The organism is Comamonas sp. B-9 (assembly GCF_000410635.1).
Lineage (GTDB): Bacteria > Pseudomonadota > Gammaproteobacteria > Burkholderiales > Burkholderiaceae_C > Comamonas.
This window is the reverse complement of the sequence record NZ_KE148542.1, coordinates 28,995-55,500: the sequence shown is the minus strand read 5'-3', so window position 1 is coordinate 55,500 and position 26,506 is coordinate 28,995. Positions and strand designations below refer to the sequence as shown.

At 63.7% G+C, this 26,506-nt stretch carries 22 protein-coding genes; 9 read left to right on the top strand and 13 right to left on the bottom strand.

Going from position 1 to position 26,506, the window contains the following annotated elements:
• From H928_RS26830 to H928_RS0108510, 9 genes are all read right to left on the bottom strand, one after another.
• The coding region (locus tag H928_RS26830; RefSeq protein ID WP_239644917.1) for a tripartite tricarboxylate transporter substrate binding protein at positions 1–830 on the bottom strand (830 nt) is incomplete at its 3' end.
• A 98-nt stretch (positions 831–928) separates the two neighbouring features.
• Complete coding sequence (locus H928_RS0108545) at positions 929–2,263, bottom strand: short-chain fatty acid transporter (protein ID WP_021026110.1); 1,335 nt, start codon at positions 2,261–2,263, stop codon at positions 929–931.
• Between the two features lie 66 nt (positions 2,264–2,329).
• Positions 2,330–3,079, bottom strand: coding sequence for an SDR family NAD(P)-dependent oxidoreductase (locus H928_RS0108540; RefSeq protein ID WP_021026109.1), 750 nt, complete (start codon positions 3,077–3,079; stop codon positions 2,330–2,332).
• Between the two features lie 20 nt (positions 3,080–3,099).
• Positions 3,100–3,396, bottom strand: a complete 297-nt coding sequence (locus tag H928_RS0108535; RefSeq protein ID WP_021026108.1) for a YciI family protein — start codon at positions 3,394–3,396, stop codon at positions 3,100–3,102.
• Between the two features lie 75 nt (positions 3,397–3,471).
• On the bottom strand, positions 3,472–4,530 hold the full coding sequence (locus H928_RS0108530) for a cyclase family protein (RefSeq protein ID WP_021026107.1): 1,059 nt from the start codon (positions 4,528–4,530) through the stop codon (positions 3,472–3,474).
• An 80-nt stretch (positions 4,531–4,610) separates the two neighbouring features.
• The gene (gene pcaD / locus H928_RS0108525; RefSeq protein ID WP_021026106.1) at positions 4,611–5,408 is read right to left on the bottom strand and encodes a 3-oxoadipate enol-lactonase; all 798 of its coding nucleotides are present in this window, start codon (positions 5,406–5,408) and stop codon (positions 4,611–4,613) included.
• Positions 5,409–5,566: 158 nt separating this feature from the next.
• Positions 5,567–6,769, bottom strand: coding sequence for a 3-oxoadipyl-CoA thiolase (gene pcaF / locus H928_RS0108520; protein ID WP_021026105.1), 1,203 nt, complete (start codon positions 6,767–6,769; stop codon positions 5,567–5,569).
• Positions 6,770–6,806: 37 nt separating this feature from the next.
• A complete protein-coding gene (locus H928_RS0108515) occupies positions 6,807–7,448 on the bottom strand; it encodes a 3-oxoacid CoA-transferase subunit B (protein WP_021026104.1) in 642 nt (213 codons plus the stop codon).
• A 16-nt stretch (positions 7,449–7,464) separates the two neighbouring features.
• The gene (locus H928_RS0108510; RefSeq protein ID WP_021026103.1) at positions 7,465–8,166 is read right to left on the bottom strand and encodes a 3-oxoacid CoA-transferase subunit A; all 702 of its coding nucleotides are present in this window, start codon (positions 8,164–8,166) and stop codon (positions 7,465–7,467) included.
• 310 nt (positions 8,167–8,476) lie between these two features.
• Here H928_RS0108510 and H928_RS26825 point away from each other — a divergent pair, with 310 nt between their 5' ends.
• Together H928_RS26825 and H928_RS0108500 are read left to right on the top strand one after the other, a co-directional pair.
• Complete coding sequence (locus H928_RS26825; RefSeq protein WP_021026102.1) at positions 8,477–9,301, top strand: IclR family transcriptional regulator C-terminal domain-containing protein; 825 nt, start codon at positions 8,477–8,479, stop codon at positions 9,299–9,301.
• Between the two features lie 408 nt (positions 9,302–9,709).
• A complete protein-coding gene (locus H928_RS0108500) occupies positions 9,710–11,812 on the top strand; it encodes a TonB-dependent siderophore receptor (protein WP_027010715.1) in 2,103 nt (700 codons plus the stop codon).
• A gap of 80 nt (positions 11,813–11,892) precedes the next feature.
• Here H928_RS0108500 and H928_RS30075 read toward each other — a convergent pair whose 3' ends face one another.
• Positions 11,893–13,305: a hypothetical protein gene (locus H928_RS30075; protein ID WP_148293098.1), complete on the bottom strand. Its 1,413-nt coding sequence runs from the start codon at positions 13,303–13,305 to the stop codon at positions 11,893–11,895.
• A gap of 275 nt (positions 13,306–13,580) precedes the next feature.
• On the opposite strand from H928_RS30075, the gene H928_RS0108490 reads away from it, so the two are divergent.
• The 7 genes from H928_RS0108490 to fghA all read left to right on the top strand — a co-directional run bounded on the left by H928_RS0108490 (position 13,581) and on the right by fghA (position 24,885).
• The gene (locus H928_RS0108490) at positions 13,581–14,282 is read left to right on the top strand and encodes a transposase (RefSeq protein ID WP_021026099.1); all 702 of its coding nucleotides are present in this window, start codon (positions 13,581–13,583) and stop codon (positions 14,280–14,282) included.
• A gap of 178 nt (positions 14,283–14,460) precedes the next feature.
• Positions 14,461–19,242 (top strand): glutamate synthase-related protein, encoded by a 4,782-nt coding sequence (locus H928_RS0108485; RefSeq protein WP_021026098.1) that lies wholly within the window; start codon positions 14,461–14,463, stop codon positions 19,240–19,242.
• A 103-nt stretch (positions 19,243–19,345) separates the two neighbouring features.
• Positions 19,346–20,821 carry a glutamate synthase subunit beta gene (locus H928_RS0108480; protein ID WP_021026097.1) on the top strand — a complete coding sequence of 492 codons (1,476 nt, stop codon included), beginning with the start codon at positions 19,346–19,348 and terminating at the stop codon, positions 20,819–20,821.
• A gap of 216 nt (positions 20,822–21,037) precedes the next feature.
• Positions 21,038–21,304 (top strand): metal/formaldehyde-sensitive transcriptional repressor, encoded by a 267-nt coding sequence (locus H928_RS0108475; RefSeq protein WP_021026096.1) that lies wholly within the window; start codon positions 21,038–21,040, stop codon positions 21,302–21,304.
• A 169-nt stretch (positions 21,305–21,473) separates the two neighbouring features.
• Positions 21,474–22,589 carry an S-(hydroxymethyl)glutathione dehydrogenase/class III alcohol dehydrogenase gene (locus tag H928_RS0108470; RefSeq protein WP_021026095.1) on the top strand — a complete coding sequence of 372 codons (1,116 nt, stop codon included), beginning with the start codon at positions 21,474–21,476 and terminating at the stop codon, positions 22,587–22,589.
• Between the two features lie 135 nt (positions 22,590–22,724).
• A complete protein-coding gene (locus tag H928_RS0108465; RefSeq protein WP_021026094.1) occupies positions 22,725–24,026 on the top strand; it encodes a DEAD/DEAH box helicase in 1,302 nt (433 codons plus the stop codon).
• Complete coding sequence (gene fghA / locus H928_RS0108460; RefSeq protein ID WP_021026093.1) at positions 24,019–24,885, top strand: S-formylglutathione hydrolase; 867 nt, start codon at positions 24,019–24,021, stop codon at positions 24,883–24,885. Before H928_RS0108465 ends, fghA begins: the two co-directional genes overlap by 8 nt.
• Positions 24,886–24,948: 63 nt before the next feature.
• Here the strand turns inward: fghA and H928_RS0108455 are convergent, their stop codons facing one another.
• From H928_RS0108455 to H928_RS0108445, 3 genes are all read right to left on the bottom strand, one after another.
• Positions 24,949–25,581 (bottom strand): LysE family translocator, encoded by a 633-nt coding sequence (locus H928_RS0108455; protein ID WP_021026092.1) that lies wholly within the window; start codon positions 25,579–25,581, stop codon positions 24,949–24,951.
• Between the two features lie 62 nt (positions 25,582–25,643).
• A complete protein-coding gene (locus H928_RS0108450; RefSeq protein WP_021026091.1) occupies positions 25,644–25,943 on the bottom strand; it encodes a putative quinol monooxygenase in 300 nt (99 codons plus the stop codon).
• 29 nt (positions 25,944–25,972) lie between these two features.
• Positions 25,973–26,410: a DUF3293 domain-containing protein gene (locus H928_RS0108445; protein WP_021026090.1), complete on the bottom strand. Its 438-nt coding sequence runs from the start codon at positions 26,408–26,410 to the stop codon at positions 25,973–25,975.
• Between the last annotated feature and the right edge of the window lie 96 nt (positions 26,411–26,506).

Here is a 26,506-nt window from a genome sequence, read left to right as displayed (position 1 = left end):
AGCTTGGCCTGCACATCGGCGGGCGTCTTGGTGGGGGCGAACAGGCCAAACCACGAAGTAGCCTCGTAGCCGGGCACGCCGGCTTCGGCAACCGTTGGCACATCCGGCAGCTCGGGCGAGCGCTTGGCGGTGGTCACCGCCAGCGGGCGCAGCTTGCCAGAACGCACATGCTGGATCGCAGAGGGCATGTTGTCAAACATGATCGCAATCTGGTTGCCCAGCAGGTCGGTCACGGCCGGCGCGCTGCCCTTGTAGGGGATGTGGATCATGTCGACCTTGGCCATCATCTTGAACAGCTCACCGGAGAGGTGGATGGAGCTGCCGCTGCCCGAGGAGCCAAAGTTCACCTGGCCGGGGTGGGCCTGGGCGTAGCTGATCAGCTCCTTGACGTTCTTGAAAGGCTGCGCAGGGTTGGCCACCAGCAGGTTGGGCACATTGGCCACGCGGGTCAGCGGCACAAAGTCTTTGTTGGGGTTGAAGGGCATCTTCTTGTAGAGCCATTCATTGATCGCATGCGTGCCCACGGTACCCATGAAGATGGTGTAGCCGTCGGCCGGCGCACGCGCTGCAAACTGGCCGCCGATATTGCCACCGGCACCGGCGCGGTTGTCGATGATGACCGGCTGGCCCAGCTCCTCGCCCAGCGACTGGCCGACGATGCGGGCCAGGATGTCGGTGGTGCCACCGGCCACAAAGGGCACGACCATGGTGATGGGCTTGTTCGGGAAGGCCTCAGCTGCAAAGGCTGCTGGCAGCAGGGCGGCGCCCAGGCTGGCAGCGGTGATGGCTTGCAGCACGGTGCGGCGGGCGTTGAGGCGGATGGTGTTCATGGGTATCTCCAAAGCAAGGTGAAAAAGGCTGCCACTTGTTTTGTCAATGCTTGTTGGGTCTCGCGTGACAGCCGGAGGAAGGGAAGGTCTGGCCCGGTTTATGGCCAGAACAGGGAGGAGCCGATGTAGATGGCCCCCACGACGAACATCGAGACCACGGTGTAGCCCATGATGTCCTTGAGCTTGAGCTTGGACAGCGCCAGCGCCGGCAGGATCCAGAAAGGCTGCACCAAGTCGTTCCAGCCATTGCCCAGCATCACCGACATGGCGGTGTGGGCCTGCGATGCGCCCAGGGTCTTGGCCGCTTCGATCATGAAGGGGCCTTGCAGCACCCAGTGGCCACCGCCCGAGGGCGCAAAGAAGTTGATGAAGAAGGAGCTCACCAGGCCCCACAGCGGCAGGGTGTAGGCGGTCGAGAAGCTCACAAACACATGGGCGATCGATTCGACCAGGCCCGAGGCATGCATGATGGCCATGATGCCGGCGTAGAACGGGAACTGCAAAATGATGCCGCCAATGGTCTTGACACCTTCATTGACCTTTTCCACATATTTCATCGGCGTGCCCAGCAGCAAGATGCCCAGGAACAGGATGAAGAAATTGATCATGTTCAGATCCAGGCTGCCGTTCTGCATGAAGTGCATCGCCACAAAGGCCATGCCGGTCAGGCCAATCAGCCAGCTCAGGATGCGGCTGTTGTTCAGGCGGCCGGCAAAGGTCTTTTCATCGCCCAGCAGGTTGGCGGCCGATGGGCCCTTGGCCTCTTCGTTGCTGGCCAGCTCGGGGCTGATTTCGGTGATCTTCTCACCGGCCTTGGGGTGCATCGCGGCATTGATCAGCGGCAGCACGATCAGCACGGCCAGGGCCGTGAGCAGGATGTGGGGCGAGAAGATGGTTTCGCTCAGCGGGATGATGCCCATCTGCTTTTCAAAGCTGTGGCCCTTGGTGGAGATCAGCACCGGAATGGTCGCCGACAGCCCCAGGCTGTACATCGTAAAACCCGTGTAGGCCGAGGCGATGATGAGCGGGTAGTGCACGCCCTTGACGCGCACGGCCAGCTTCTTGGCCATGATGCCGCCAATCACCAGACCGAAACCCCAGTTGAGGTAGCTGCCCACGCAGCCCACGACGGTGGCCATGATGATGGCGCCACGCGGCGTGTGCACCATGCCGGCAATGCGGTTGAGGAAGCGGTCCACCACCGGCGCGGCGGCCAGCACATAGCCCATCACCAAGATCACCGCCATCTGGGTGGTGAAGGCCAGCAGGCTCCAAAAGCCCTTGCCCCAGTCCTGCACCACCAGGTTGATGGGCCGGCTCTCCACAGCAAAGGCCAGCACCATGGTCAATAGCGTCAGCAAGATCGCGAACACAAAGGGGTCGGGCAGATACTTGCGCATCAGCTCGGTGAAAAAAGCGGTGATTTTTGACATCAATGTCTCTTGTTATCGGTGGTTGGAGCAAAGGGGGGCCGGTACCAGACAGGCCCACGAAAAAATTTAGACCGGTGCCACGCCCACGGTCATGCCGCCGCAGACATAGAGCGCCTGGCCGGTGACAAAACCGCTGCGCTCGTCGAGCATGTAGGCCACGGCATGGGCCACGTCATCGGGCGTGCCCACACGCTTGACGGGCACAGACTGGATGATCTTTTGCGTGCGCTCGGCACCCGGCGGGTTGGCCTTGTCGAACAGCTCGGTACGGATGGGGCCGGGGCCAATCGCATTGGCGGTGATGCCCCATTGACCCAGCTCCAGCGCCCAGACGCGGGTCATGCCGATCAGGCCGGCCTTGGTGGCAGCGTAGGCGGTGCGCAGGTCCTTGCCCAGCGCAGCGCGCGAGGACATGTTGACGATGCGGCCAAAGCGCGCCTCCTGCATGCCCGGCAGCAAGGCCTGCATGCACTGGAAGGCGCAGCGCAGATTCAGCGATACGGCCAGATCAAATTCGGCCAGAGTCTGGCTGGCGGCGTCGTTGGGCACCACGATGCCGACGTTGTTCACCAGGCGGGTGATGGGGCCGCCAGCGAGCGCTTCGCCCAGCGCGCGCGCCGTGTCTTCGGCGCTGCTGAGGTCGGCCTGGATCGCGACAAAGCCTGCCGGCACCTGGTCAATCTGGCGGTCGATGATGACCGGGTCATAGCCATCGGCATGGCAGCGCAGCGCAGCGGCTGCACCAATGCCGGCGCCGCCGCCGGTGATGAGCACGCGGGGGCGTGCGGGAGTCGATGGGGTCGATGGAGTGGACATAGCAGTTTCCAAGAAAGGCGTCACAGGCAGCACTGGCCGGCCACATAGGCCTTGCGCCAGCGCGTGATGCGCACCTGGGCAAACAGTGCAGCCTGGTAGAAGGGATCGGATTCGATAAAGGCCTGGGCTGCTTCGCGCGTGTCCAGGTCCACCACATAGAGGCCACCGCCCATGTCGCTGCCGTCGTCCTGCAGCTTGGCGCCGCAGGCCAGCAGCAGCTCGGCGTTGCGCGCCAGAAAGTCCAGATGCGCCGGGCGGTGGGTCTGGCGCACGGCCTGGTGTTCGGGCTTGTCGAAAGTCTCAATGATGTAGGGCATGGTGGCTCCGGGGTAGGGCGCGGCAGGCGTGCTTAGGACGGCTGCCGCTGTAAAACGGGTCTCTGAATGCCGGTCTCAGACCGTGGCAATCGGGGTCACAGGCGAGGCAATGGCGCCGGGCAGGTTCAGCGGTGGGGCGGTCAGCAGAAAGCGGCTGCGGCCATGGGCACGCAGCCACTGCGCCAGCGGCGTCAGGTGCCAGAGCTCACCCAGGTGCAGGCCCAGCTTGAACAAACAGTGCTCATGCAGCGGCAGCGCGGCGCAGCAATCGGCACCGGGCTGGGCCGGATGGGCTTCGACGGCATAGTTGTCGGCAGCGATCACGGCGATCTGGCTGTCGCTGATCCACTGAAGCAGCTTCTCGTCGCGGCCATTGAGCACCGCGCAGCTGTTGTTCAGCACCACCGGGTCGGGGTTCTTCTGCATCGCCAGCACGGCCTGGGCAAAGCCGGTGTGCAGGCAGAGCATGTCGCCGGGCTCGATCTCCAGCCGGTCGGCCTCGATCACGCGCATCCACTCGTCGTAACCGATCAGGCTGCGGGCATCGCCGTAGTGCGCATGCAGGTCCAGCATCACGCCCCGGCCTTGCACGCCGTTCTGCGCCATGCCCTCGATGCCCAGCGCCTTGGCGCAGCTGGTGCTGCCGCTGCTCTCGGCCGTGGGCATGCCGGTGTCGCTGACCAGCAGCGGCCCCAGCACATCGCGGCCAGCAGCAAAACCGTTGTAGTAGAGCGGCTCGGGCACACCGTCGCCATTGGCATCGAACAGCTGGCCGGCATGGGCCAGGCCATCCCACTGGGTGGAATACTGCAGCGACAGCACGGCCATGTCGTCCGACAGCACATCGGTGCGGCCGGGCTCCAGGTCGCCCAGCAGGCAGTTGAAATTGACCAGGCCCTTGCGCTGCAGCGGGCGCAGCACAGGCGGCTTGCGGTTGGGGTTGAGCGCGCTGCCGCCGGGGTAGTCGAGCGGCAGGCTGAGTGAAAAGCGCAGGCCTTCCTGCACCTCGGCCACGCCCTGGCGCACCTTGGCGGCCGTCAACAGGTTGAGGCGGCCCAGCTGGTCATCGGGGCCGAAGTCGCCCCAGGTCGATCCTGCAGGGCGCTGCTTCCAGCGTGGATTGGCATCGGACATGCTTGTCTCCTTGGTTGAGGAAGGGCTGCAGCGAGCGGTTGTTGTTCTTGGTACCCGTCTGCATGGTTTGAGGCTTTGCCTCAGTGTTTTTGCAAAAAGCTGCCCAGTGCCAGGTCAAAGGCCTGGGGCACTTCGAGGTTGGACAGGTGCGAGGCCGGCACGGTCGCCAGCTCCGAGCCGGCGATGGCGGCATGCATGGCCTGGGCATCGGCCACCGTGGTGACCGGGTCGGCGCTGCCGCCAATCAGCAAGGTGGGGGTCTGGATGCGGGCGATATCGGCACGCAGGTCCTCCACAGCCAGCGCTTCGCAGCAGCTGGCATAGCCTTCGGGGGCAATGCCGGCAATCCAGGCCTGGGCGGCCCGCACCACCTGGGGCTGGCTGGCGATAAAGCCTTCGGTGAACCAGCGGCTGGGCGATGAATCGGCCAGGGTCTGCATGGCGGCCGTGCCATTGGCACGCACCAGCGCAGCGCGGTCGCGCCAGCCGGCTTCGGCGCCAATCTTGGCCGCGCTGTTGGCCACGGTGATGCTGCGCATGCGTGCGCCGGCATGCACGCCCAGCCAGAGCCCGGTAAGGCCGCCCATCGAGATACCGCAGAAATGGGCCTGCTCGATGCCCAGGCTGTCCAGAATGGCCAGCACATCGCCGCCCAGTTGTGCGAACTGGTAGGGGCCTGGGCTCAGCACGCTGGCGCCGTGGCCCCGGGTGTCATAGCGCAGCACGCGGTACTGGCTGCTGAAGGTACGGGCCTGGGCATCCCACATGTCCAAGGTGGTGCCCAGCGAGTTGGAGAAAACCAGCACCGGCGCGCCCTCAGGGCCTTGCAGATCGATGTTGAACATGCCGGTCGCAGTGGTGATTTGTTGTGTTGCCATGGCGTTCTGTCCTTCAAAAAGTGCCCCTGCATCGCTGCGCGGGCGTGGCTGCGCCAAGGTGGGCGAGGCAGCAGCGCTGGTGTTGGGGGGGAGGGTGTCGGGGGGATGCGGGGCAAGGCGCGGCCTTGGCAGGCCCGCGCTTGCCGCCGCAGTGGGCGTCAGACTTTTTCGAGAACCACGGCAATCCCCTGGCCCACGCCGATGCACATGGTGCACAGCGCGTAGCGGCCACCCAGTGCATGCAGCTGGTTGACGGCGGTAGTGGCCAGGCGTGCGCCCGATGCGCCCAGCGGGTGACCCAGCGCAATCGCGCCGCCCCATTGGTTGACGCGCTGGTCGTCATCCGCAATGCCCAGGTCGCGCAGCACAGCCAGGCCTTGGGCGGCAAAGGCTTCATTCAGCTCGATGACATCCATGTCAGCCAAGCTCAGGCCGGCCAGTGCCAGCACCTTGCGCACGGCAGGTGCAGGGCCAAAGCCCATGATGCGTGGGGCCACACCGGCCGTCGCCATGGCCACCACCCGGGCACGCGGGGTCAGGCCGTATTGCTGGGCGGCTTCTTCATTGGCCAGCAGCAAGGCGCAGGCGCCGTCGTTCACGCCCGAGGCATTGCCGGCCGTCACGGTGCCGCCTTCGCGCACCACGCCCTTGAGCTTGGCCAGCGCTTCGATCGTGGTGGCGCGGGGGTGCTCGTCCTGGCTGATCACCAGTGCATCGCCCTTTTTCTGCGGAATGGTCACGGCCACGATCTCGCGGGCCAGGTGGCCGGCAGCGATGGCCGCTGCGGCCTTTTGCTGCGAGGCCAGGGCCATGCGGTCCTGGGCGTCGCGCTCGATCTTGAAGTCGTCGGCCACGTTCTCAGCCGTCTCGGGCATGGAGTCCACGCCGTACAGCGCCTTCATCTGCTTGTTGACAAAGCGCCAGCCAATGGTGGTGTCGTAGACGGCATTGTTGCGGCTGAAGGCGGATTCGGCCTTGGGCATCACAAAGGGTGCGCGGCTCATCGATTCCACACCCCCCGCGATCATCAGGCGTGCTTCGCCGGACTTGATCGCGCGGGCAGCGGAGCCCACGGCATCCAGGCCCGAGCCGCAGAGGCGGTTGACGGTGGCGCCGGGCACCTCGATGGGCAGGCCCGCGAGCAGGCTGGACATGCGGGCCACATTGCGGTTGTCTTCGCCGGCCTGGTTGGCGCAGCCGTAGATGACATCGGTCACGGCCGTCCAGTCCACACCGGGGTTGCGCTCCATCAGCGCCTTGATGGGCACGGCGCCCAGGTCATCGGTGCGCACACCGGCAAGCGCGCCGCCGTAGCGGCCAAAGGGGGTGCGCACAGCGTCGCAGATATAGGCGTTGGTCATGGTGGTCTCCTTGGATGAATACAGATCGGCGCTGCGCTTAGAGCAGGCTCAGGCCAATCATTTTTTCGAGTTCGGCCTTGTCCAGACCGTCAACGGTGTCGATGAGCTTGAGGCCTCGGGGCGTGACCTCGATGGTGGCCACATCGGTGTAGATGCGCTTGACGCAGCCAATTCCGGTCAGCGGATAGCTGCATTGCTTGACGATCTTGCTCTCGCCCTTCTTGGTCAGCAGGTCCATCATTACCCAGGTCTGTTTGGCACCAATGGCCAGGTCCATCGCGCCGCCCACGGCCGGAATGGCACCGGCCTCACCCGTGCTCCAGTTGGCCAGGTCGCCGTTCTCTGCCACCTGGAAAGCGCCGAGCACGCAGATGTCGAGGTGACCGCCGCGCATCATCGCAAAGCTGTCGGCATGGTGGAAAAAGCTGCCACCCGCCAGCAAGGTGACGGGCTGCTTGCCGGCGTTGGTGAGGTCATAGTCTTCCTCGCCAGCGGCGGGTGCCGGGCCCATGCCCAGGATGCCGTTTTCCGACTGCAGGATGACTTCGCGGTCCTTGGGGATGTGGTTGGCCACAGCCGTCGGCTGGCCAATGCCCAGGTTCACGTAGGCGCCATCATGGATGTCCTGCGCCACGCGGGCGGCCAGTTCGTCTTTCGTGCGTTTTTGGTAGCTGCTCATGGTCTTGTCTCCTGCTTCAGGCTGTTTTTTTGAAGCCACCGGCTTGCGTGGCAACGCGCTCGATCTTGATGACCTGGTTGACATAGATGCCAGGGGTGACCACGGCCTCCGGGTCGAGCTGGCCCAGCTCCACGATCTCATGCACGGTGGCCACGGTGTACTTCGCCGCAGTAGCCATCACCGGGCCAAAGTTGCGGGCCGATTTGCGGTAGGTGAGGTTGCCCCAGCGGTCGCCTTGCTCGGCCTTGATCAGCGCCACGTCGCCATAGATGGGGTACTCCAGCACATAGTGCTTGCCATTGATCTCGCGCGTTTCCTTGCCCGCGGCCAGCTCGGTGCCGTAAGCGGTGGGGCAGAAGAAGGCGCCGATGCCGGCACCTGCCGCGCGCATGCGCTCGGCCAGATTGCCCTGGGGCACCACTTCGAGCTCGATCTTGCCGCTGCGGTAGAGCTCGTCGAACACATAGCTGTCGACCTGGCGCGGAAAGCTGCAAATGATCTTGCGCACGGCGCCGGTCTTGAGCAGCGCCGCCAGGCCCGTGTCGCCATTGCCAGCGTTGTTGTTGACCACCGTGAGATCGCGCGCACCTTGCGCGATCAGGCCATCAATCAGGGCTGCGGGAATGCCGGCGGTGCCAAAGCCGCCGATGAGCACGGTCGAGCCGTCCTGGACGCGGCTGAGGGACTCGGCAATCGAGTCCGAAATCTTGTTGATCATCTTGTCTCCTGGTTCTGAACACGGGTCGCAACAGGCTGCTGATCCCGCTGCGGCATGGTCGCGCTGCGCTGGGGCAGTGCCTGTACCGCGTGCGACAAATGCAATGCCGAGGCTGCCTGCGCGAAACCTGGGAATGCATTTGAGAGGATCGGCGGCCTTTGGTAGGGCTCTTGAATGAAATGTTCGTATATAGAACATTAGTTCGCTAAAAGAATTATAGACTGCCTGATAATCCGCTACCCGATGTCCCTGCGATTTGCTTTTGTATTGCCTGGGACCCGCTCCACGCCAACGACCAAGATTGCGGCCTATGAAAGAAGAAGACCCGACCCTCCGCCCCAGCGACAGCTATGTGCAGTCCTTCGCGCGCGGGCTGGAGGTCATCCGCAGCTTTGGCGCGGCAGCGCCCCGCCAGACCCTGACAGAAGTGGCCGAGGCCACCGGCATGACGCGGGCCGGGGCGCGCCGCATTCTGCTGACCTTGCAGACCCTGGGCTATGTGCGGGTGGAGGGCCGTTTGTTTGCGCTCACGCCGCGCATCCTGGATCTGGGCTTTGCCTATCTGTCGTCGATGCCGGTCTGGAACTTGGCCCAGCCGGTGATGGATGCACTGGTCGAGCAGACGCACGAGTCCTGCTCCATCGCCGTGCTCGATGGCCAGGATGTGGTCTACGTGTTGCGCGTGCACACGCACAAGATCATGAGCACCAACTTAGGCATGGGCTCGCGGCTGCCGAGTTTTTGGACCTCGCTCGGCCGGGTGCTGCTGGCCGAGCTGCCGCCGCAGGAGCTGCAGCCCTTGCTGGAGGGCCGCGACCGCACGATGTTCACCCGCTTCACCCTCCAGGACGATGCCCAGCTGCTGGCCGAGCTGGCCCAGGTGCGCGCGCAGGGCTGGTGTCTGCTCAACCAGGAGCTGGAAGAGGGCCTCACCTCGGTGGCAGCTCCTATCCGCAATGCCAGCGGCCAGGTGGTGGCTGCGATGAACATCAGCGGCCAGGCCAACCGCACGACGCCCGAGATCATGCAGGGCGAGCTGCTGCCCCAGCTCTTGCAGGCGGCCGGGCGCGTCTCGGGCCTGCTGGGCTACCAGCCGGGTCGGGGCATCGGCGGCAAGATAGCACCACGCTGCTGAGCGGCGGGCGCCGCTGCGCGCTTGGGCTCCAGCCTCATCGTTCCCCCATCGCTTTGATGCGCCCAGGCCGGTCGCAGGCTGCGGCTCGCCATGCCCTGGCCCCGGTAAGCCCTCTGTTGCTGGGGGCATTTCTCTGCTTTGAGCCGAGCCAAGCGCGGCCTGCGACGGCGCGCAGACAGCCCATGCGCTGCAGTTGCGGCGTTTCTTAACAAAACCTGAAGGCGCGTTAAGAAATCGCCTACTGTGGCTTTGTTGCTGCCTTGCATTCCTTTCTTAAAGATATGTAAATGAGAACCATTTTCCTCTTTAAGATGTGCGAGCTTTTCACGGTGGTAGCCAACCAGAGTGCGGATCTCCCATGCGGTACAGCCAGACCGAACACATACCAAGGCAATAAAAGGAACTGGAATGGCTTTCAAAACACAAGCCGTGGCAGCAGCAGTGGCGCTGTTGTGCACGGGCTATGCAGCGGCGCAGCAGGCGCCAGCTGAGACGACCTTGCAGGAAGTGCGCGTGCAGGGCGATACCGCAGCGGACGTGGGCTATGCAGCGCCCACGGCCAAGAGCGCCACCAAGATTGAAGCGCCTTTGCGCGACATTCCGCAAACGGTGAACGTGGTGCCCCAGCAGCTGATGCGCGACCAGGCCGTGCAGTCGATGCAGGACGTGCTCAAGGCCGTGCCCGGCATTGGCCTGTCGCATGGCGATGGCCAGCGCGACCAGGTGACGATCCGTGGCTTCTCGGCCATTGCCGACCAGTTTGTCGATGGCGTGCGCGATGACGCGCTGTACTTTCGTGACCTGTCCAATGTCGAGCAGGTCGAAGTGCTCAAGGGCCCGGCATCGGTGCTGTACGGCCGGGGCTCTTCGGGTGGTTTGATCAACCGCATCACCAAGAAGCCCGGCATTGACCGCAGCGAAGTGGGCCTGACCCTGGGCAGCTGGAACCAGCGCCGGGGTGAGTTTGACCTGGCACGCGCCCCGCAGGACAGCATCGTCTCCTACCGCCTGACCGGCGCCATCGAGCGCGCCGACAGCTACCGCGACCAGCAGTTTCTGGACCGCAAGGCGCTGGCCGGCTCGGTGCAGTTCAAGTTCAGCGCGGACACGCAGCTGCTGCTGCAGGCCGACTACCTCAAGGACAGCCGCCTCACCGACTTTGGCATTCCCGCCTTCCAGGGCCGCCCGGTCAACGTGTCGCCCCGCACCTACTTTGGCGCGGCCAATGCCCGCGATACCGATGTGAGCACCTCCGAGGTGTATTCGGCATCGGCCACCTTGAGCCACCGCTTCAACGACAGCCTGAGCCTGCGCAATGTGCTGCGCTACTACGACTACAGCCTGGACCGCAGCAACACGCTGGTCGGCTCGGTCAACGAGAAGGCGCAGACGGCAACCCTCAACCGCGGCCATCTGGAGCGCGACGAGCATGGCTTTTTCAACCAGCTGGAGCTGACGCAAAAAGTCGATCTGGCCGGCATGCCGCACCAGATTCTGTACGGGCTGGAGCTGGGCCGCCAGAACAAGGGGCTGCTCAGCATCAGCCAGAACAATGTCGGCACGGTATCGCTGTTCAACCCGGTGCTGCCGGTCGTCTCGCCAGTGCTGACCGCCGCGCCGTCTGCCAACAACGACAGCGTCTTCAGCGTGGCCAGCGCCTATGTGCAGGACATGGTGACTCTGGCCCCGGAATGGAAGCTGCTGGCTGGCGTGCGCTATGACCGCTTCCGCCAGGAAACCGACAACTACACGCCAGGCAGCGTCAACCTGGGCCGCACCGATGTGGCCTGGAGCCCGCGCGTCGGCCTGGTCTACCAGCCCAGCAATGCGCTGTCGTACTACGTGTCGTTCAGCAAGTCCTTCCAGCCCTCGGGCGAGACCTTTGCGCTGGCGGCCAACAATGCCCAGCTGGCGCCGGAGAAGACCAGCAGCCGTGAGGTGGGGGTGAAGTGGGATCTGCTTGACGGCAAGGCCAGCGCCAATGCCGCGCTGTTCGAGATCGAGCGCACCAATATCAAGAGCGTGGACCCTGTGACCAACACCTTGGTCCCCCTGGGCGTGCAGCGCACGCGCGGCCTGGAGCTGAGCTTTGCCGGTGACCTGTCGCAGGGCTGGCAGATCTGGTCGGGCTATGCCTACCTGCTGAGCGAGATGACCTCGTCGCCAGCCGTGGACGCCGGCCAGGCCGTGGAAGGCAAGCGCGCCACCCTGACACCCAAGCACAGCGCCAATATCTGGGTCACCAAGGCCCTGGGCCATGGCTTTGGCGCCGGTGGCGGCATCAACTATGTCGGCGCGCGTTTTGCCAACCCTGGCAATACTGTGGTGCTGCCGGGCTACGTCACCCTGGATGCCATGACCTACTACCGCCTGAACAACGTGGACCTGCAGCTCAAGCTCAACAACCTTCTGGACAAGCGCTACATCGTGGCCGGCCACGGCTCCTCGCCCAACCTGAACCTGCCGGGCGCGCCGCGCTCGGTGCAGTTGGTGGCGCGTTACCGCTTCTAAGCTGCAAGGCTGGAATAGAAAAAGGCCATCTGCCGTGCGGCGGATGGCCTTTTGTCGTTGTGGGTGTTGCGGTGAGAGGCTTAGTCGATATTGCCCAGGCCTTGGAGGTTGCCGAAACGGTCGCGGATTTGGATCCAGTTGCTGCCCTGGTTCAGCAGCGGCAGCGAGAATCTAAAGTTGTTGGTTGACAACTCGTTGGGAGGTGGGCCGGCCTTGGTGCAGGACACGAAATCGGGGCGGGCCGGATACTTTTGCTCGCAGCTCACCGAGCCATCGGAAGAAATCACTACGCCGTTGCTTTCCTGGTTGAACACCAGATGGGTGCGCTGGATCGGCCAGTACCATTCGCCAAACAGCTTGTCAGCGAGGGAAGTCTGGCTATCCAGTCGCATGCGCACAATAGCCTTGGGTTCCTCTCCAGGGAATGTCACTGTGCCCTTCTGCGACACATGGGGTGTTTGCTGTTCACGGTTCAGCGCTAGCTCAATGCGTACCGAACCTGCATTGGCCACCATCTGCGCCGATTGAGCGGCACCGCCCAGGCTGCGCCCGCCGGCGTACTGGCTCAATGCAAACTCGGCGCGCGAGGCCAGCGTATTCACCCCGGTACTGCCATAGCTGCCGCTGCCCATATGGAACGTGGGCTGGCCATTGGCGCCATAGTTAAAGACCTGCAGCACCATCGTCGAATTTTGTACATCCAGCGCCAGCCCGCGTCCTGGCTTGCCGGTCAGCTCATCTTGCACAATCCAGGTGCCATTGACCGGCATCCACTGGTGGGTAGCAGTCGGGGGTGGGCCTAGGGTGTACGCGCCTGGAATCGAATACTCCCAATAGTTTTGCTGCTGCCGCTCGCCATTGACGTGGTTGATGGCCGTTTCACTTTGCCCAATCAGCGGCAGCTGCAGCTCTGGCGCATTTTTCATCGTGGCATGGCCTGCAATCTGACCGCCCACGATTTGAAAACGCAGGCTTGCAATGTCGCTGTTGCTGTCCGTGGACTGGCACAGGAATTCACCATGCTCGGCATCCAGCGTGCAGGGCACTGTGCTATCAACACCCTTCTCATCTATCCGCTCCACCAGTTCTGGAAGATCTTGCGCATTGCGCTGGAGCATGGCCCACCGGTATGTCTTGAGCTGCAGATTCTCATCCAAGATAAGCAGATGCAAGCCGCGCAGGCCCACCTGTGCCAGCGGGTTGCTGAGGCTTGGCGTCAGCTCCTTAATCGCAAAGCGCTCCATAGCCACTGGTGCTTCGCCCGGAAACTGCACCGTTCCCTTCAAACCATTGCGGAAGGACACCGTCACACTGCCGGGCGAGCTGTCTTCCAAAGCATCACGCGCTTCGCTGCCAAAGCTGCGCCCGCCGGTATAGCGGACGAGTGGGGCAGTGATGCTGTTGCCGTCCAACTGCCCGGTTGCGGTGTAGAAGGTGGCATCGCCATTTTTCTCATAGCCAAACACCTGCATGAAAAAGGTGCTGCCTTGCACATCGATGGCCAGGCCACGGCCAGGTTTGCCATCGATCTCGCTGCTGACGATCCAGGTTCCCGCTTGGGGTGTGAAGTCGCGTGCAGCCCAGCTGTTGGCGCTGAAGACCAGCAAGGACGCAATCGCTAGCGAAGAAAAGCGCATGGTGTTTCCATCTCCCGGGTTATTGGCTTATTTGCCAGTTGGATCATAACGAATAGGTACGCAAGCTAGCTGTCAGGGAAGCGTTGATAATGGTGCCGCCTCTCCATCCGCCGTCCTCGCCCATTACGCCTATGGCCCGCCTTCCCCGACTCAGCATTCCTGACATGCCGCACCATGTGCTGCACCGGGGCAACAACCGGCAGACGGTTTTTGTCGATGACGAGGATTTCCAACATTTCGGCGATTTGCTGCGCCAGCTGGCGCAGACCCATCTGGTGGCAGTGCATGCCTTTGTGCTGATGCCCAACCATTTCCATCTGCTCTTAACACCTCAGACCGAGCAGGGCCTGCCGCTCTTGATGCAGGCGCTGGGCCGGGCCTATGTGCGTTATTTCAATGCCCGGCATGGGCGCAGCGGCACCTTGTGGGAAGGGCGCTACCGCTCGACGGTGCTTGAACCGGCCGAGCCGTTGCTGCAATGCATCATCTATATCGATTCCAACCCGCAGCGTGCAGGCCTGGTTGCCAAGGCGGAAGACTACCCCTGGTCCAGCTGCGCGCACCATTTGGGTGCAGAACCGCTGGCCTGGTTGCGTGATCCGGCGGCTTTCTGGGCCTTGGGCAACACCCCCTTTGCGCGGGAGGCCCGCTATGCCCAAATGCTGGCCTATGGCCTGTCGCAGCGCGAGTCTGGCGCGCTGACCGATGCCGTGCAAGGCGGCTGGGCGATGGGCAGTGAGGACTTTGTGCAGTCCTTGCAGTCCAAAACGGTGCGCAGGCTGCACAAAAAGAGTGCGGGCCGTCCCCGTCTGCTAGCCCCTTCCGACGATTGAATTAAAAATGTCATATAAATCAACGATAATTTTGCCAATTTAAATGTGACCCCAATTAATTGTTGAGAAAAATCATTTGAAAATAATTGGTATCTGACCCTAAATAAAATACTTGCTCGGGTATTGCCAGCTGCTCTACATTGACCTTCCCGCGATAGATTATTTGAAGGATTGCGCCATGTCGGCTTCTGCACGCGAGCACATGCAAGCTCAGGGTCTGTATGACCCGACTCTGGAACACGATGCCTGCGGCGTCGGTTTTGTGGCCCACATCAAGGGCCAGAAGAGCCATGCCATCGTGACCCAGGCTCTGAAGATTCTGGAGAACCTGGACCACCGGGGTGCGGTGGGTGCTGACAAGCTGATGGGTGATGGCGCCGGTATCCTGATCCAGCTGCCTGACGCGCTCTACCGCGACGAGATGGCCGCCCAGGGCGTCAAGCTGCCGCCGTTTGGCGAGTACGGCGTGGGCATGGTGTTCCTGCCCAAGGAGCATGCATCGCGTCTGGCCTGCGAGGAAGAGCTGGAGCGCGCCATCAAGGCCGAAGGCCAGGTGCTGCTGGGCTGGCGCGATGTGCCGGTCAACCGCGAGATGCCGATGTCGCCCACGGTGCGCGAGAAAGAGCCGGTCATCCGCCAGGTGTTCATCGGCCGTGGCGCCGATGTGATCGTGCAGGATGCGCTGGAGCGCAAGCTGTATGTGATCCGCAAGACCGCCAGCGCGGCGATCCAGAACCTGCAGCTCAAGTACAGCAAAGAGTACTACGTGCCCAGCATGAGCAGCCGCACCGTGATCTACAAGGGTCTGCTGCTGGCCGACCAGGTGGGCACCTACTTCCGCGATCTGGAAGACGAACGCTGCGTCTCAGCGCTGGGTCTGGTGCACCAGCGCTTCTCGACCAACACCTTCCCCGAATGGCCACTGGCCCACCCTTACCGCTATGTGGCGCACAACGGTGAAATCAACACCGTCAAGGGCAACTACAACTGGATGCGTGCCCGCGAAGGCGTGATGAGCTCGCCCGTGCTGGGCAACGACCTGCAAAAGCTCTACCCGATCAGCTTTGCGCACCAGTCCGACACGGCCACCTTCGACAACTGCCTGGAGCTGCTGACCATGGCGGGCTACCCGCTGGCCCAGGCCGTGATGATGATGATCCCCGAGCCATGGGAACAGCACGCCACGATGGATTCGCGCCGCCGCGCTTTCTATGAGTACCACGCCGCGATGATCGAGCCCTGGGATGGCCCCGCATCGATCGTGTTCACCGATGGCCGCCAGATTGGCGCCACCCTGGACCGCAACGGCCTGCGCCCTGCCCGCTACTGCGTGACCGACGATGACTTCGTCATCATGGGCTCCGAATCGGGCGTGCTGCCCGTGCCCGAGCACAAGATCGTGCGCAAGTGGCGCCTGCAGCCGGGCAAGATGTTCCTGATCGATCTGGACCAGGGCCGCTTGATCGACGACGAGGAAGTCAAGTCCTCGCTGACCAATGCCAAGCCCTATATGCGCTGGATCGAAGACCTGCGCATCCGCCTGGACGATGTGGTCAAGCCCGTGGCCGGCGAATCGCAGGTCGACCAGCAGACCAAGGCCTCGCAAGAGTTCGGCGCGATTGCCGATGAGCAGCAGTCGCCCGAGTTGCTGGACCTGCAGCAGGCCTTTGGCTACACCCAGGAAGACATCAAGTTCCTGATGAGCCCGATGGCCGCCAACGGCGAAGAGGGCATTGGCTCGATGGGCAATGACAGCCCGCTGGCCGTGCTGTCGGACAAGAACAAGCCGCTGTACAACTACTTCCGCCAGATGTTCGCGCAGGTGACCAACCCGCCGATCGATCCGATCCGTGAAGCGATTGTGATGAGCCTGGTGTCCTTCATCGGCCCCAAGCCCAACCTGCTCGACATCAACCAGGTGAACCCGCCGCTGCGTCTGGAAGTGACCCAGCCGGTGCTGGACTTCACCGACATGGTCAAGCTGCGCAACATCCGCTCGCACACCGCTGGCAAGTTCAGCTCGGCCGTGCTCGATATCACCTACCCGCTGGAATGGGGCAGTGAAGGCGTGGAAGCGCGCCTGGCTTCGCTGTGCGCACAAGCGGTTGATGCGATCAAGACCGGCAACAACATCCTGATCATCAGCGACAAGGGTGTCAGCAAGGACCGCGTGGCCATCCAGGCACTGCTGGCGCTGTCGGCCATCCACCAGCACCTGATCCGCGAAGGCCTGCGTACGGCCTGCGGTTTGGTGGTGGAAACCGGCACCGCCCGCGAAGTGCACCACTTCGGCGTGCTGGCCGGCTACGGTGCCGAAGCCGTGCACCCCTACCTGGCGCTCGAGACGATCACCTCGATCCACAAGCACCTGCCCGGCGATCTGTCGGCAGACAAGGCGATCTACAACTACATCAAGGCCATCGGCAAGGGTCTGTCCAAGATCATGTCGAAGATGGGTGTGTCCACCTACATGTCCTACTGCGGTGCGCAGCTGTTCGAGGCCGTCGGCATCAACAGCGAAACCATCGACAAGTACTTCACCGGCACCTCCAGCCGCGTCGAAGGCCTGGGTGTGTTCGAGATCGGTGAAGAAGCCATCCGCCGCCACAAGGCTGCCTTTGGCAACGACCCGGTGCTGGCCACCATGCTGGACACCGGTGGCGAATACGCCTGGCGTGCCCGGGGTGAAGAGCATATGTGGAGCCCCGATGCGATTGCCAAGCTGCAGCACTCGACCCGCGCCAACAGCTTCAACACCTACAAGGAATATGCGCAGCTGATCAACGACCAGAGCAAGCGCCACATGACCTTGCGCGGCCTGTTCGAGTTCAAGATCGACCCTGCCAAGGCCATCCCGGTCGAGCAGGTCGAATCGGCGGCCGAGATCGTCAAGCGCTTTGCTACCGGCGCCATGTCGCTGGGCTCGATCAGTACCGAAGCCCATGTGACCCTGGCCGTGGCGATGAACCGCATCGGCGGCAAGAGCAACACCGGCGAAGGCGGTGAAGACCCCGCCCGTTACCGCAATGAGTTGAAGGGCATCCCGATCAAGCAGGGCGAGTCGCTGGCGTCGATCATCGGCAAGGACCAGATCGAATCGGACTACGTGCTGCAAGACGGCGACAGCCTGCGCTCGCGCATCAAGCAAGTGGCATCGGGCCGCTTTGGTGTGACGGCCGAGTACCTGGCCTCTGCGGACCAGATCCAGATCAAGATGGCGCAGGGTGCCAAGCCCGGTGAAGGCGGTCAGTTGCCTGGCGGCAAGGTGACCGAGTACATCGGCAAGCAGCGTTACTCGGTGCCTGGTGTGGGCCTGATCTCGCCGCCGCCGCACCACGACATCTACTCGATCGAGGACCTGGCCCAGCTGATCCACGACCTGAAGAATGTCGCTACGCACTCGTCGATCAGCGTCAAGCTGGTGTCCGAAGTGGGCGTGGGCACGATTGCCGCCGGCGTTGCCAAGTGCAAGGCCGACCATGTGGTGATCGCCGGCCATGACGGCGGCACGGGCGCATCGCCCTGGTCGTCGATCAAGCATGCAGGCTCGCCTTGGGAAATCGGCCTGGCCGAAACCCAGCAGACCCTGGTGCTTAATGGCCTGCGCAGCCGTATCCGGGTGCAGGCAGACGGCCAGATGAAGACCGGCCGCGACGTAGTGATTGGTGCACTCTTGGGCGCCGATGAGTTCGGCTTTGCCACCGCACCGCTGGTGGTCGAGGGCTGCATCATGATGCGCAAGTGCCACCTCAACACCTGCCCGGTGGGTGTGGCCACGCAAGACCCCGAGCTGCGCAAGAAATTCAGCGGCAAGCCCGAGCATGTGGTGAACTTCTTCTTCTTCATCGCCGAAGAAGCGCGCCAGATCATGGCCCAGCTGGGTATCTCCAAGTTCGACGACCTGGTGGGCCGCGCCGACCTGCTGGACATGAAGGCTGGTATCACCCACTGGAAGGCCAAGGGCCTGGACTTCAACCGCCTGCTGGCCCGTGCCGAAGTGGCGGACGATGTGCCGCTCTACCACACGCAAAACCAGGACCATGGTCTGGAAAAGGCCTTCGACAACATCCTGATCGAGAAGTCGCGCCCTGCCATCGACAAGGGCGAGCGCGTGAAGATCCTGGAGACCGTGCGCAATGTGAACCGCACCGTGGGCGCCATGCTCTCGGGCGCGGTGACCAAGGTGCATGCCGAAGGCCTGCCTGACGACACCATCCACATCCGTGTCGAAGGCACGGGCGGCCAGTCCTTTGGCGCCTTCCTGTGCAACGGCATCACCCTGTACCTGGTGGGGGACGCGAACGACTACACCGGCAAGGGCCTGTCCGGCGGCCGCGTGGTGGTGCGCCCGAGCCTGGATTTCCGTGGCGAAGCGCACAAGAACATCATCGTGGGCAACACCGTGATGTATGGCGCGACCACCGGTGAGGCTTTCCTGAGCGGCGTGGCTGGCGAGCGCTTTGCAGTGCGCCTGTCGGGTGCCACGGCAGTCGTCGAAGGCACCGGTGACCATGGTTGCGAATACATGACCGGCGGCACCGTGCTGGTGCTGGGCAAGACCGGCCGCAACTTTGCAGCCGGCATGAGCGGTGGCGTGGCCTACGTCTATGACGAGGACGGCCAGTTCGCCAGCCGCTGCAACACCACGATGGTGACCATGGACAAGGTGCTGAGCCAGTCCGAGCAGGAGGCCAGCATCGACAAGGGCATCTGGCACAACGGCCAGACCGACGAAGCGCAGCTCAAGCGCCTGCTCGCCGACCATCTGCGCTGGACCGGCAGCAAGCGTGCCCGTGATCTGCTGGACAACTGGGCGGAAGTGCGCAGCAAATTCGTCAAGGTCTTCCCAACCGAGTACAAGCGCGCGCTGGGTGAGATCCATGCCCGCGCCGAAGCCAAGGCGCAGGTCGCCAAGGCCAAGACCTCGGCCAAGAAGAGTGTGGACGCCGCTGCAAAGTGAGGCCCTGGCGGCCTGGCCGCCAAGCACCCAGCCCCTTATTAATGACCACGATTGCTGTCCCCGCCAACGCGGCGCGGGCAGCAGCCAAGCAAGAGATCCGATCATGGGAAAAGTCACAGGCTTTATGGAATTTGCGCGTATCGACGAGGGTTATGCACCCGTTGAAGATCGCCTCAAGCACTACAAGGAATTTGTTGTTGGCCTGAACTCGCAGCAGGCCAAGCAGCAAGGCGCCCGTTGCATGGACTGCGGCACGCCGTTCTGCAACAGCGGCTGCCCGGTCAACAACATCATTCCGGATTTCAACGATCTGGTGTACCGCGCCGATTGGGCGGCAGCCTTTCATGTGCTGGACTCGACCAACAACTTCCCCGAGTTCACCGGCCGCATCTGCCCCGCGCCTTGCGAAGCAGCCTGCGTGCTGAACATCAACAACGACCCGGTGGGCATCAAGTCCATCGAGCACGCCATCATTGACCGTGCCTGGGAAGAGGGTTGGGTGCAGGCGCGCCCCGCCAAGCACCAGAGCGGCAAGAAAGTGGCCGTCGTCGGCTCCGGCCCTGCCGGCATGGCCGCTGCCCAGCAGCTGGCCCGTGCAGGCCATGCGGTGACCCTGTTCGAAAAGAACGACCGCATCGGCGGCCTGCTGCGCTACGGCATCCCTGACTTCAAGCTCGACAAGCTGCACATCGACCGCCGCGCCGCCCAGCTGCAAGCCGAAGGCGTGACCATCCGCACCGGCGTGCTGGTGGCCGGCAAGGACGGTCTGGGCAAGGACAGCAAGGTCACCAACTGGGCCAAGGAAACGGTCTCTCCCGAGCAGCTCAAGTCCGAGTTCGACGCGGTGCTGCTGACCGGCGGCTCCGAGCAGTCGCGCGATCTGCCCGTGCCCGGCCGTGAGCTGGACGGCGTGCACTACGCGATGGAGTTCCTGCCCCAGCAGAACAAGATCAATGCCGGCGATAAGATCAAGGGCCAGATCCGTGCGGATGGCAAGGACGTCATCGTCATCGGCGGTGGCGACACCGGCAGCGACTGCGTAGGCACCAGCAACCGCCACGGCGCCAAGAGCGTCACCCAGTTCGAGGTGATGCCCATGCCGCCCGAAGAGGAAAACAAGCCCCTGGTCTGGCCCTACTGGCCGATCAAGCTGCGCACCAGCTCCAGCCACGAAGAAGGTGCCGTGCGTGAGTTCGCGATCTCGACCAAGACCTTCAACGGCGACAAGGGCAAGGTCAAGAGCCTGACCACCGTGCAGGTCGAGTTCAAGGACGGCAAGCTGAGCGAAGTCAAGGGCACCGAAAAGGAATGGCCTGCCGACCTGGTGCTGCTGGCCATGGGTTTTGTGAACCCGGTCTCGCCCGTGCTGGAAGCCTTTGGCGTCGACAAGGACGCCCGTGGCAACGCCCGCGCCACCACCGACTTCACCGGCGGCTACGCCACCAATGTGGACAAGGTGTTTGCCGCTGGCGACATGCGCCGTGGCCAGTCGCTGGTGGTCTGGGCCATCCGCGAAGGCCGCCAGGCCGCCCGTTCCATCGACGAGTACCTGATGGGCTGGAGCGATCTACCGCGCTAAAACCGGTAGCTACTCATCCACGCAAGACCGCAGCCGAGGCTGCGGTCTTTTTTTGTGCCTGCTCGGCCTGAGTGCATCCTAGATATCCGGTATACCCCCAGGGGGTACCTGGGGTTTTCATCTATTTTTCATATGTAATTTTTATAAATTGCATTTATACTCTGGCCCAGTACCTGAGTTTGGCGTGCTTTTGCGCCGTTGCGAACACCGCCTGCCATGCCCCATAACGCTGAAGACAAGCACCGCGCCATCACCCGCCTGCGCCGCATCAAAGGCCAGGCGGAGGCCTTGGAGCGGGCGGTGGAGGCGGGCAGTGATTGCGCCCCCATCCTGCAGCAGCTCGCCGCCATGCGCGGGGCTGTACACGGCCTGATGGCCGACTTGCTTGATGGCCATATGCGCGAGACGATGGCCAAGCAGCCGGCGCCGTCGCAGGCGGACATTGACGAAATGCTGTCGCTGCTGCGCTCGTACTTGAAATGAACACCCCCCTGTGGCGCTGCGCGCCTTCCCCCCGCTCTCGCATGGCGGTGCCATGCGGGCAGGGGGACGACAGCCTCGGTGCGGGGCGGCCCTTCCTCGCTGTCTCGTGGCTGGGCAGCGCCCGTGTTATGAACATTTGTCCATCGTTTGACCTACAAGGAGTCCACCCATGAAATCCCGCGCCGCTGTTGCCTTCAAAGCCGGAGAGCCTTTGCAGATTGTCGAGATCGACGTTGCGCCACCCCAGAAGGGCGAAGTGCTGGTCAAGATCACCCACACGGGCGTGTGCCACACGGATGCCTTCACCCTGAGCGGTGATGATCCGGAAGGCATCTTCCCGGCGGTGCTGGGCCATGAAGGCGCCGGCATCGTGGTGGAAGTGGGTGAGGGCGTCACCAGCGTCAAGCCAGGCGACCATGTGATTCCGCTGTACACGGCAGAGTGCGGCGAATGTTTGTTCTGCAAGAGCGGCAAGACCAACCTCTGCGTGGCGGTGCGCGCCACCCAGGGCAAGGGTGTGATGCCCGACGGCACCACGCGCTTCAGCTACAACGGCGAGCCGATCTACCACTACATGGGCTGCTCCACGTTCTCGGAGTACACCGTGGTGGCAGCGGTGTCGCTGGCCAAGGTCAACCCCGATGCCAACCCCGAGCAGGTCTGCCTGCTGGGCTGTGGCGTGACCACCGGCCTGGGCGCCGTCAAGAACACCGCCAAGGTGCAAGAGGGCGATACCGTGGCCGTATTCGGTCTGGGCGGCATCGGCCTGGCGGTGATCCAGGGCGCGCAGCTGGCCAAGGCCGGCCGCATCATCGCCGTCGATACCAACCCCGGCAAGTTCGAGCTGGCCAAGACCTTTGGCGCGACCGACTGCATCAACCCCAAGGATTTCGACAAGCCGATCCAGCAAGTGATCGTCGAGATGACCGGCTGGGGCGTGGACCACAGCTTTGAATGCATCGGCAACACCCAGGTGATGCGTGCAGCGCTGGAATGCGCGCACCGTGGCTGGGGCCAGAGCGTGATCATCGGCGTGGCGGGCGCGGGCCAGGAAATCTCCACCCGTCCTTTCCAGCTGGTGACCGGCCGCAAATGGCTGGGCACCGCCTTTGGCGGCGTCAAGGGCCGCAGCGAGCTGCCCGGCATGGTGGAAGACGCGATGGCCGGCAAGATCAAGCTCGAACCCTTTGTCACCCACACCATGGGCCTGGCCAAGATCAACGAGGCTTTCGACCTGATGCATGAAGGCAAGTCGATCCGCTCGGTGGTCAATTACGCCAGCTAAGCGCTGCTGGCCGAAGCTGACCAGCGCCGGCTGCCAGCATGCGCTGCAATAGTCCTGCGCAGCGCTGGCGGCGCTGCCAGGGGCGACAATGCGAGGCTTGTTGTCCCTGCGGCCCGGCCCGCACCATTGAAATCCATGTCTTTTACCTCTCTTGGCCTTGCTCCGTCGCTGGCCCACGCTGCCCAGGCCCATGGCCTGATTGCACCCACGGCCATCCAGACCCAAGCCATTCCGGCCATTCTGGACGGGCGTGACCTGCTGGGCTGCGCGCCGACCGGCTCGGGCAAGACGGCAGCCTATTTGCTGCCGCTGATGCAGGCCTGGATGCTCAGCGATGCTGCAGCCCAAGCGGGCCGCCATGAGACGCAGGCCTTGATCCTGGTGCCCACGCGCGAGCTGGCCACCCAGGTGGCCGAGCTGGTCTACTTTGTTGGCGAGGCCCTGGGCCGCCGCCCCAAGGTGGCCGTGCTCACCGGCGGTGTCTCCATCAATCCCCAGCTGCTGGCTTTGCGCGGCGGTGTGGATCTGGTGATTGCCACGCCCGGGCGCCTGCTCGATGTGGTGGCGCACAGCAAGCTGCGGCTGGACACCATCAGCACCCTGGTGCTGGACGAGGCCGACCGCTTGATGGACCTGGGCTTTGCCGAGGAGCTGCACAGCGTGCTGGCCCTGGTGCCCGCGCGCGAGCAGCGCCAGACCCTGCTGCTGTCGGCCACCTTTGCACCGGCCGTGCAGGCGCTGGTGCCCACCTTGCTGCGTGCCACGCATGACAAGGTGGAGATCGCCTCGACCCACCTGCAGGATGCCACCATCGTGCAGGAGGCCTACTACCTCGACGCCGCCAAGCGCACCGCCTGGCTGCGTGAGCTGGTCACCCAGTACACCGGCCAGCGCATGCTGGTGTTTGTGGCCAGCCGCTACAGCGCCGAGCATGTAGCCAACAAGCTTTATGACAAGGGCATCAGCGCCACTGCCTTCCATGGCGAGCTGAGCCAGGGCGCGCGCCAGCAGGTGCTGCAGGAGTTCCGCAGCAGCCAGTGGCAGGTGCTGGTCACCACCGATCTGGCCGCACGTGGCATCCATGTCGAGGCACTGCCCCTGGTCATCAACTACGACCTGCCGCGCTCGCCCACCGACTACACCCACCGCATTGGCCGTACCGGCCGGGCCGGTATCTCGGGCCTGGCCATCAGCCTGGTGACCCCCGCCAGCCTGGCGCACTGGAAGCTGATTGCCAAGCGCAATGGGCTGGATGTGGCGCTGCAGGCCCTGGACCAGTACCCGGTCACCGAAGCCGTGCCCGCGCATGCGCCCTCTGAAGATGCCGGCAATGGCGGCATCAAGGGCAAGCGCATGAGCAAGAAAGACAAGCTGCGTGCAGCGGCCGCCCAGGCCGCATCCCCGCAACCCCCTAACGAAGGAAATTCCGATGTCTGAAGCCCAAGCCAGCCTCAAGCTGCAGGCGGCCCATGCCTGCTTTGGCGGCGCCCAGCGTTTTTATGAGCATTTCTCCAGCCAGATCGGCCTGGCGATGAAGTTCTCGGTGTTTCTGCCGCCCAAGGCGGTGGAGGGCGAGAAAGTGCCCGCGCTGCTGTACCTGGCAGGCCTGACCTGTACCGAAGAGACCTTCATGACCAAGGCCGGCGCCCAGCGCCTGGCGGCGTCGCTGAACGTGGCCCTGGTGACCTGCGACACCAGCCCGCGCGGTGCGGGCCTGCCTGGCGAGGCAGAGAGCTGGGATTTTGGCGTGGGGGCCGGTTTTTACCTGGATGCCACGGCCAAGCCCTGGGCGCTGCACTGGCGCATGGAAAGCTACATTCTCGAAGACCTGCTGCCGCTCTTGGGCGCCAAGCTGCCGATCGACCTGCAACGCCTGGGCATCTTTGGCCACAGCATGGGCGGCCATGGCGCGCTCACCCTGGCGCTGCGCCACCCCGGCGTGTTCAAGTCGGTTTCGGCCTTTGCGCCGATTGCCAATCCCATTAACTGCCCCTGGGGCCAGAAAGCCTTTGCCGGCTACCTGGGCGATAACCAGGCCGAATGGGCGCAGCATGATGCCACCGCCCTGATGGCCGCGCAAAAGCAGCCGCCATACCCGGCCGGCATCCTCATCGACCAGGGCCTGGCCGACAAGTTCTTGCTGGAAAAGCAGCTGCTGCCCGAAGCCTTTGAAGCCGCCTGCACCCAGGTCGGCCAGCCGCTGACCCTGCGCCGCCATGGCGGTTATGACCATGGCTACTACTTCATCCAGAGCTTTGTCGACGAGCACCTGCGCTTTCACGTGAGTCAGCTGTAAACAAAGCCCGATACGCGGATTTCTGCCAGGCGTTGCCGCCCACCCCGGGCTGCAGCGCCTGTTTTACTTGCGGGCCTCGGTCAGCATGCGCAGCGCCAGGCCTGCGAGCACGGTGCCCATCAGCCAGCGCTGCAGCTGCACCCAGCTGGGGCGGCTGGCCAGAAACACGGCGATCGAGCCGGCCAGCATCGCGATGGCGGCATTCACGCTGATGCTGATAACGATCTGCGTGAAGCCCAGCACCATCGACTGCGAAAAAACGCTGCCCTGTGCCGGTGTGATGAACTGCGGCAGCAGCGACAAATACATCACGGCAATCTTGGGGTTGAGCAGGTTGGTCAAAAAACCCATCGCAAACAGCTTGCGCGGGCTGTCTTGCGGCAACTGGCGCAGCGCAAACGGGGAGCGGCCGCCCGGCTTGACCGCCTGCCAGGCCAGGTACAGCAGGTACAGCGCGCCGCCAATGCGCAGTGCGTCATAGGCGTAGGGGATGGCCATCACCAGCGCGGTGATGCCCAGGGCCGCGCACAGCATGTAGAAGACAAAGCCCAGGGCCACACCGCCCAGCGAGATCAGCCCGGCAACACGCCCCTGGCATATCGAGCGCGAGATCAGGTAGATCATGTTGGGCCCGGGGGTCAGGACCATGCCCAGGGAAATGAGGCCAAAGGCGAGCCAGTTGTGGAATTCGGGCATGGGCGGCGTGCAAGCGGTGGGGTGGAGAAGGGAACCGTCGGAGAGGAGGGCGCCAGCTGCGATCAGGTGCTGCGCGGCGCGCCCACCTCATAGACGCGCAGATCGCGCTCGCCCATCTCCAGCGCAGGCCAAGCCGCGCGCCAGGCCTGGATATGGCTGGAGGCAAAGTGCGCATCAAGCGCGGCCTGGTCGCTCCAGAGCTCTTTGACATGGATCAGCCCGGGCACCAGCACATCCTGGGCATAGCCGTATTCCAGGCAGCCGGCTTCCGCGCGTGAGGCTTCGACCATGGCCCGCATGGCGGGCAGGGCGCGTTCCAGGTTCGCGGCGGGCAGGCGGACGGTGCCAACGATCAACAGCATGGGTTGTCCTCTCAATCGGTCAATGGGGATCAGCGCATCCAGCCGGGCACCTTGGTTTCCAGCAGCTGGGGCACCATGTCGGCGCTGGTCCATACCACCGCCAACTGCTCCCACTGCGCGGCCCAGCGCTGGGCATCGTCGCAGCCCATGCCGATGACGAGAAACCCCGGCTCGGCCGGCCAGCCGTTGGCCGGGTGCTGGGCAACGGCGGGCAGCGCGGCAAAACCGGCAGCGCCCAGCGCGCGGCCCAGTTGGGCGTGGCGTTCGATGTTCTCGTCCTTGTCCAGCAGCTCGCCCATGGGGTTGAAGGCGGTGATGAAGCAGCTGCAGTCGGTCTGGTGCTGCTGGTAGAGGGCGCCAAGCGCTGCCTGGACCTGGCCCAGCTGCAGGATGAACGGGGTCTGGTTCAGCACGTGGTACTGGGTTTCTTCAAAGGCCTTGCGCAGTTCGGGCGAGAGGGTGGTCATAAATAAGGGGCCGCCAGTGTTGTAAATCATGCACGCGCGGCAAGAGACAGCCGTGATGTCGAGATGCCCTGGTCGCCAGATGGCGGCCGGGGCAGC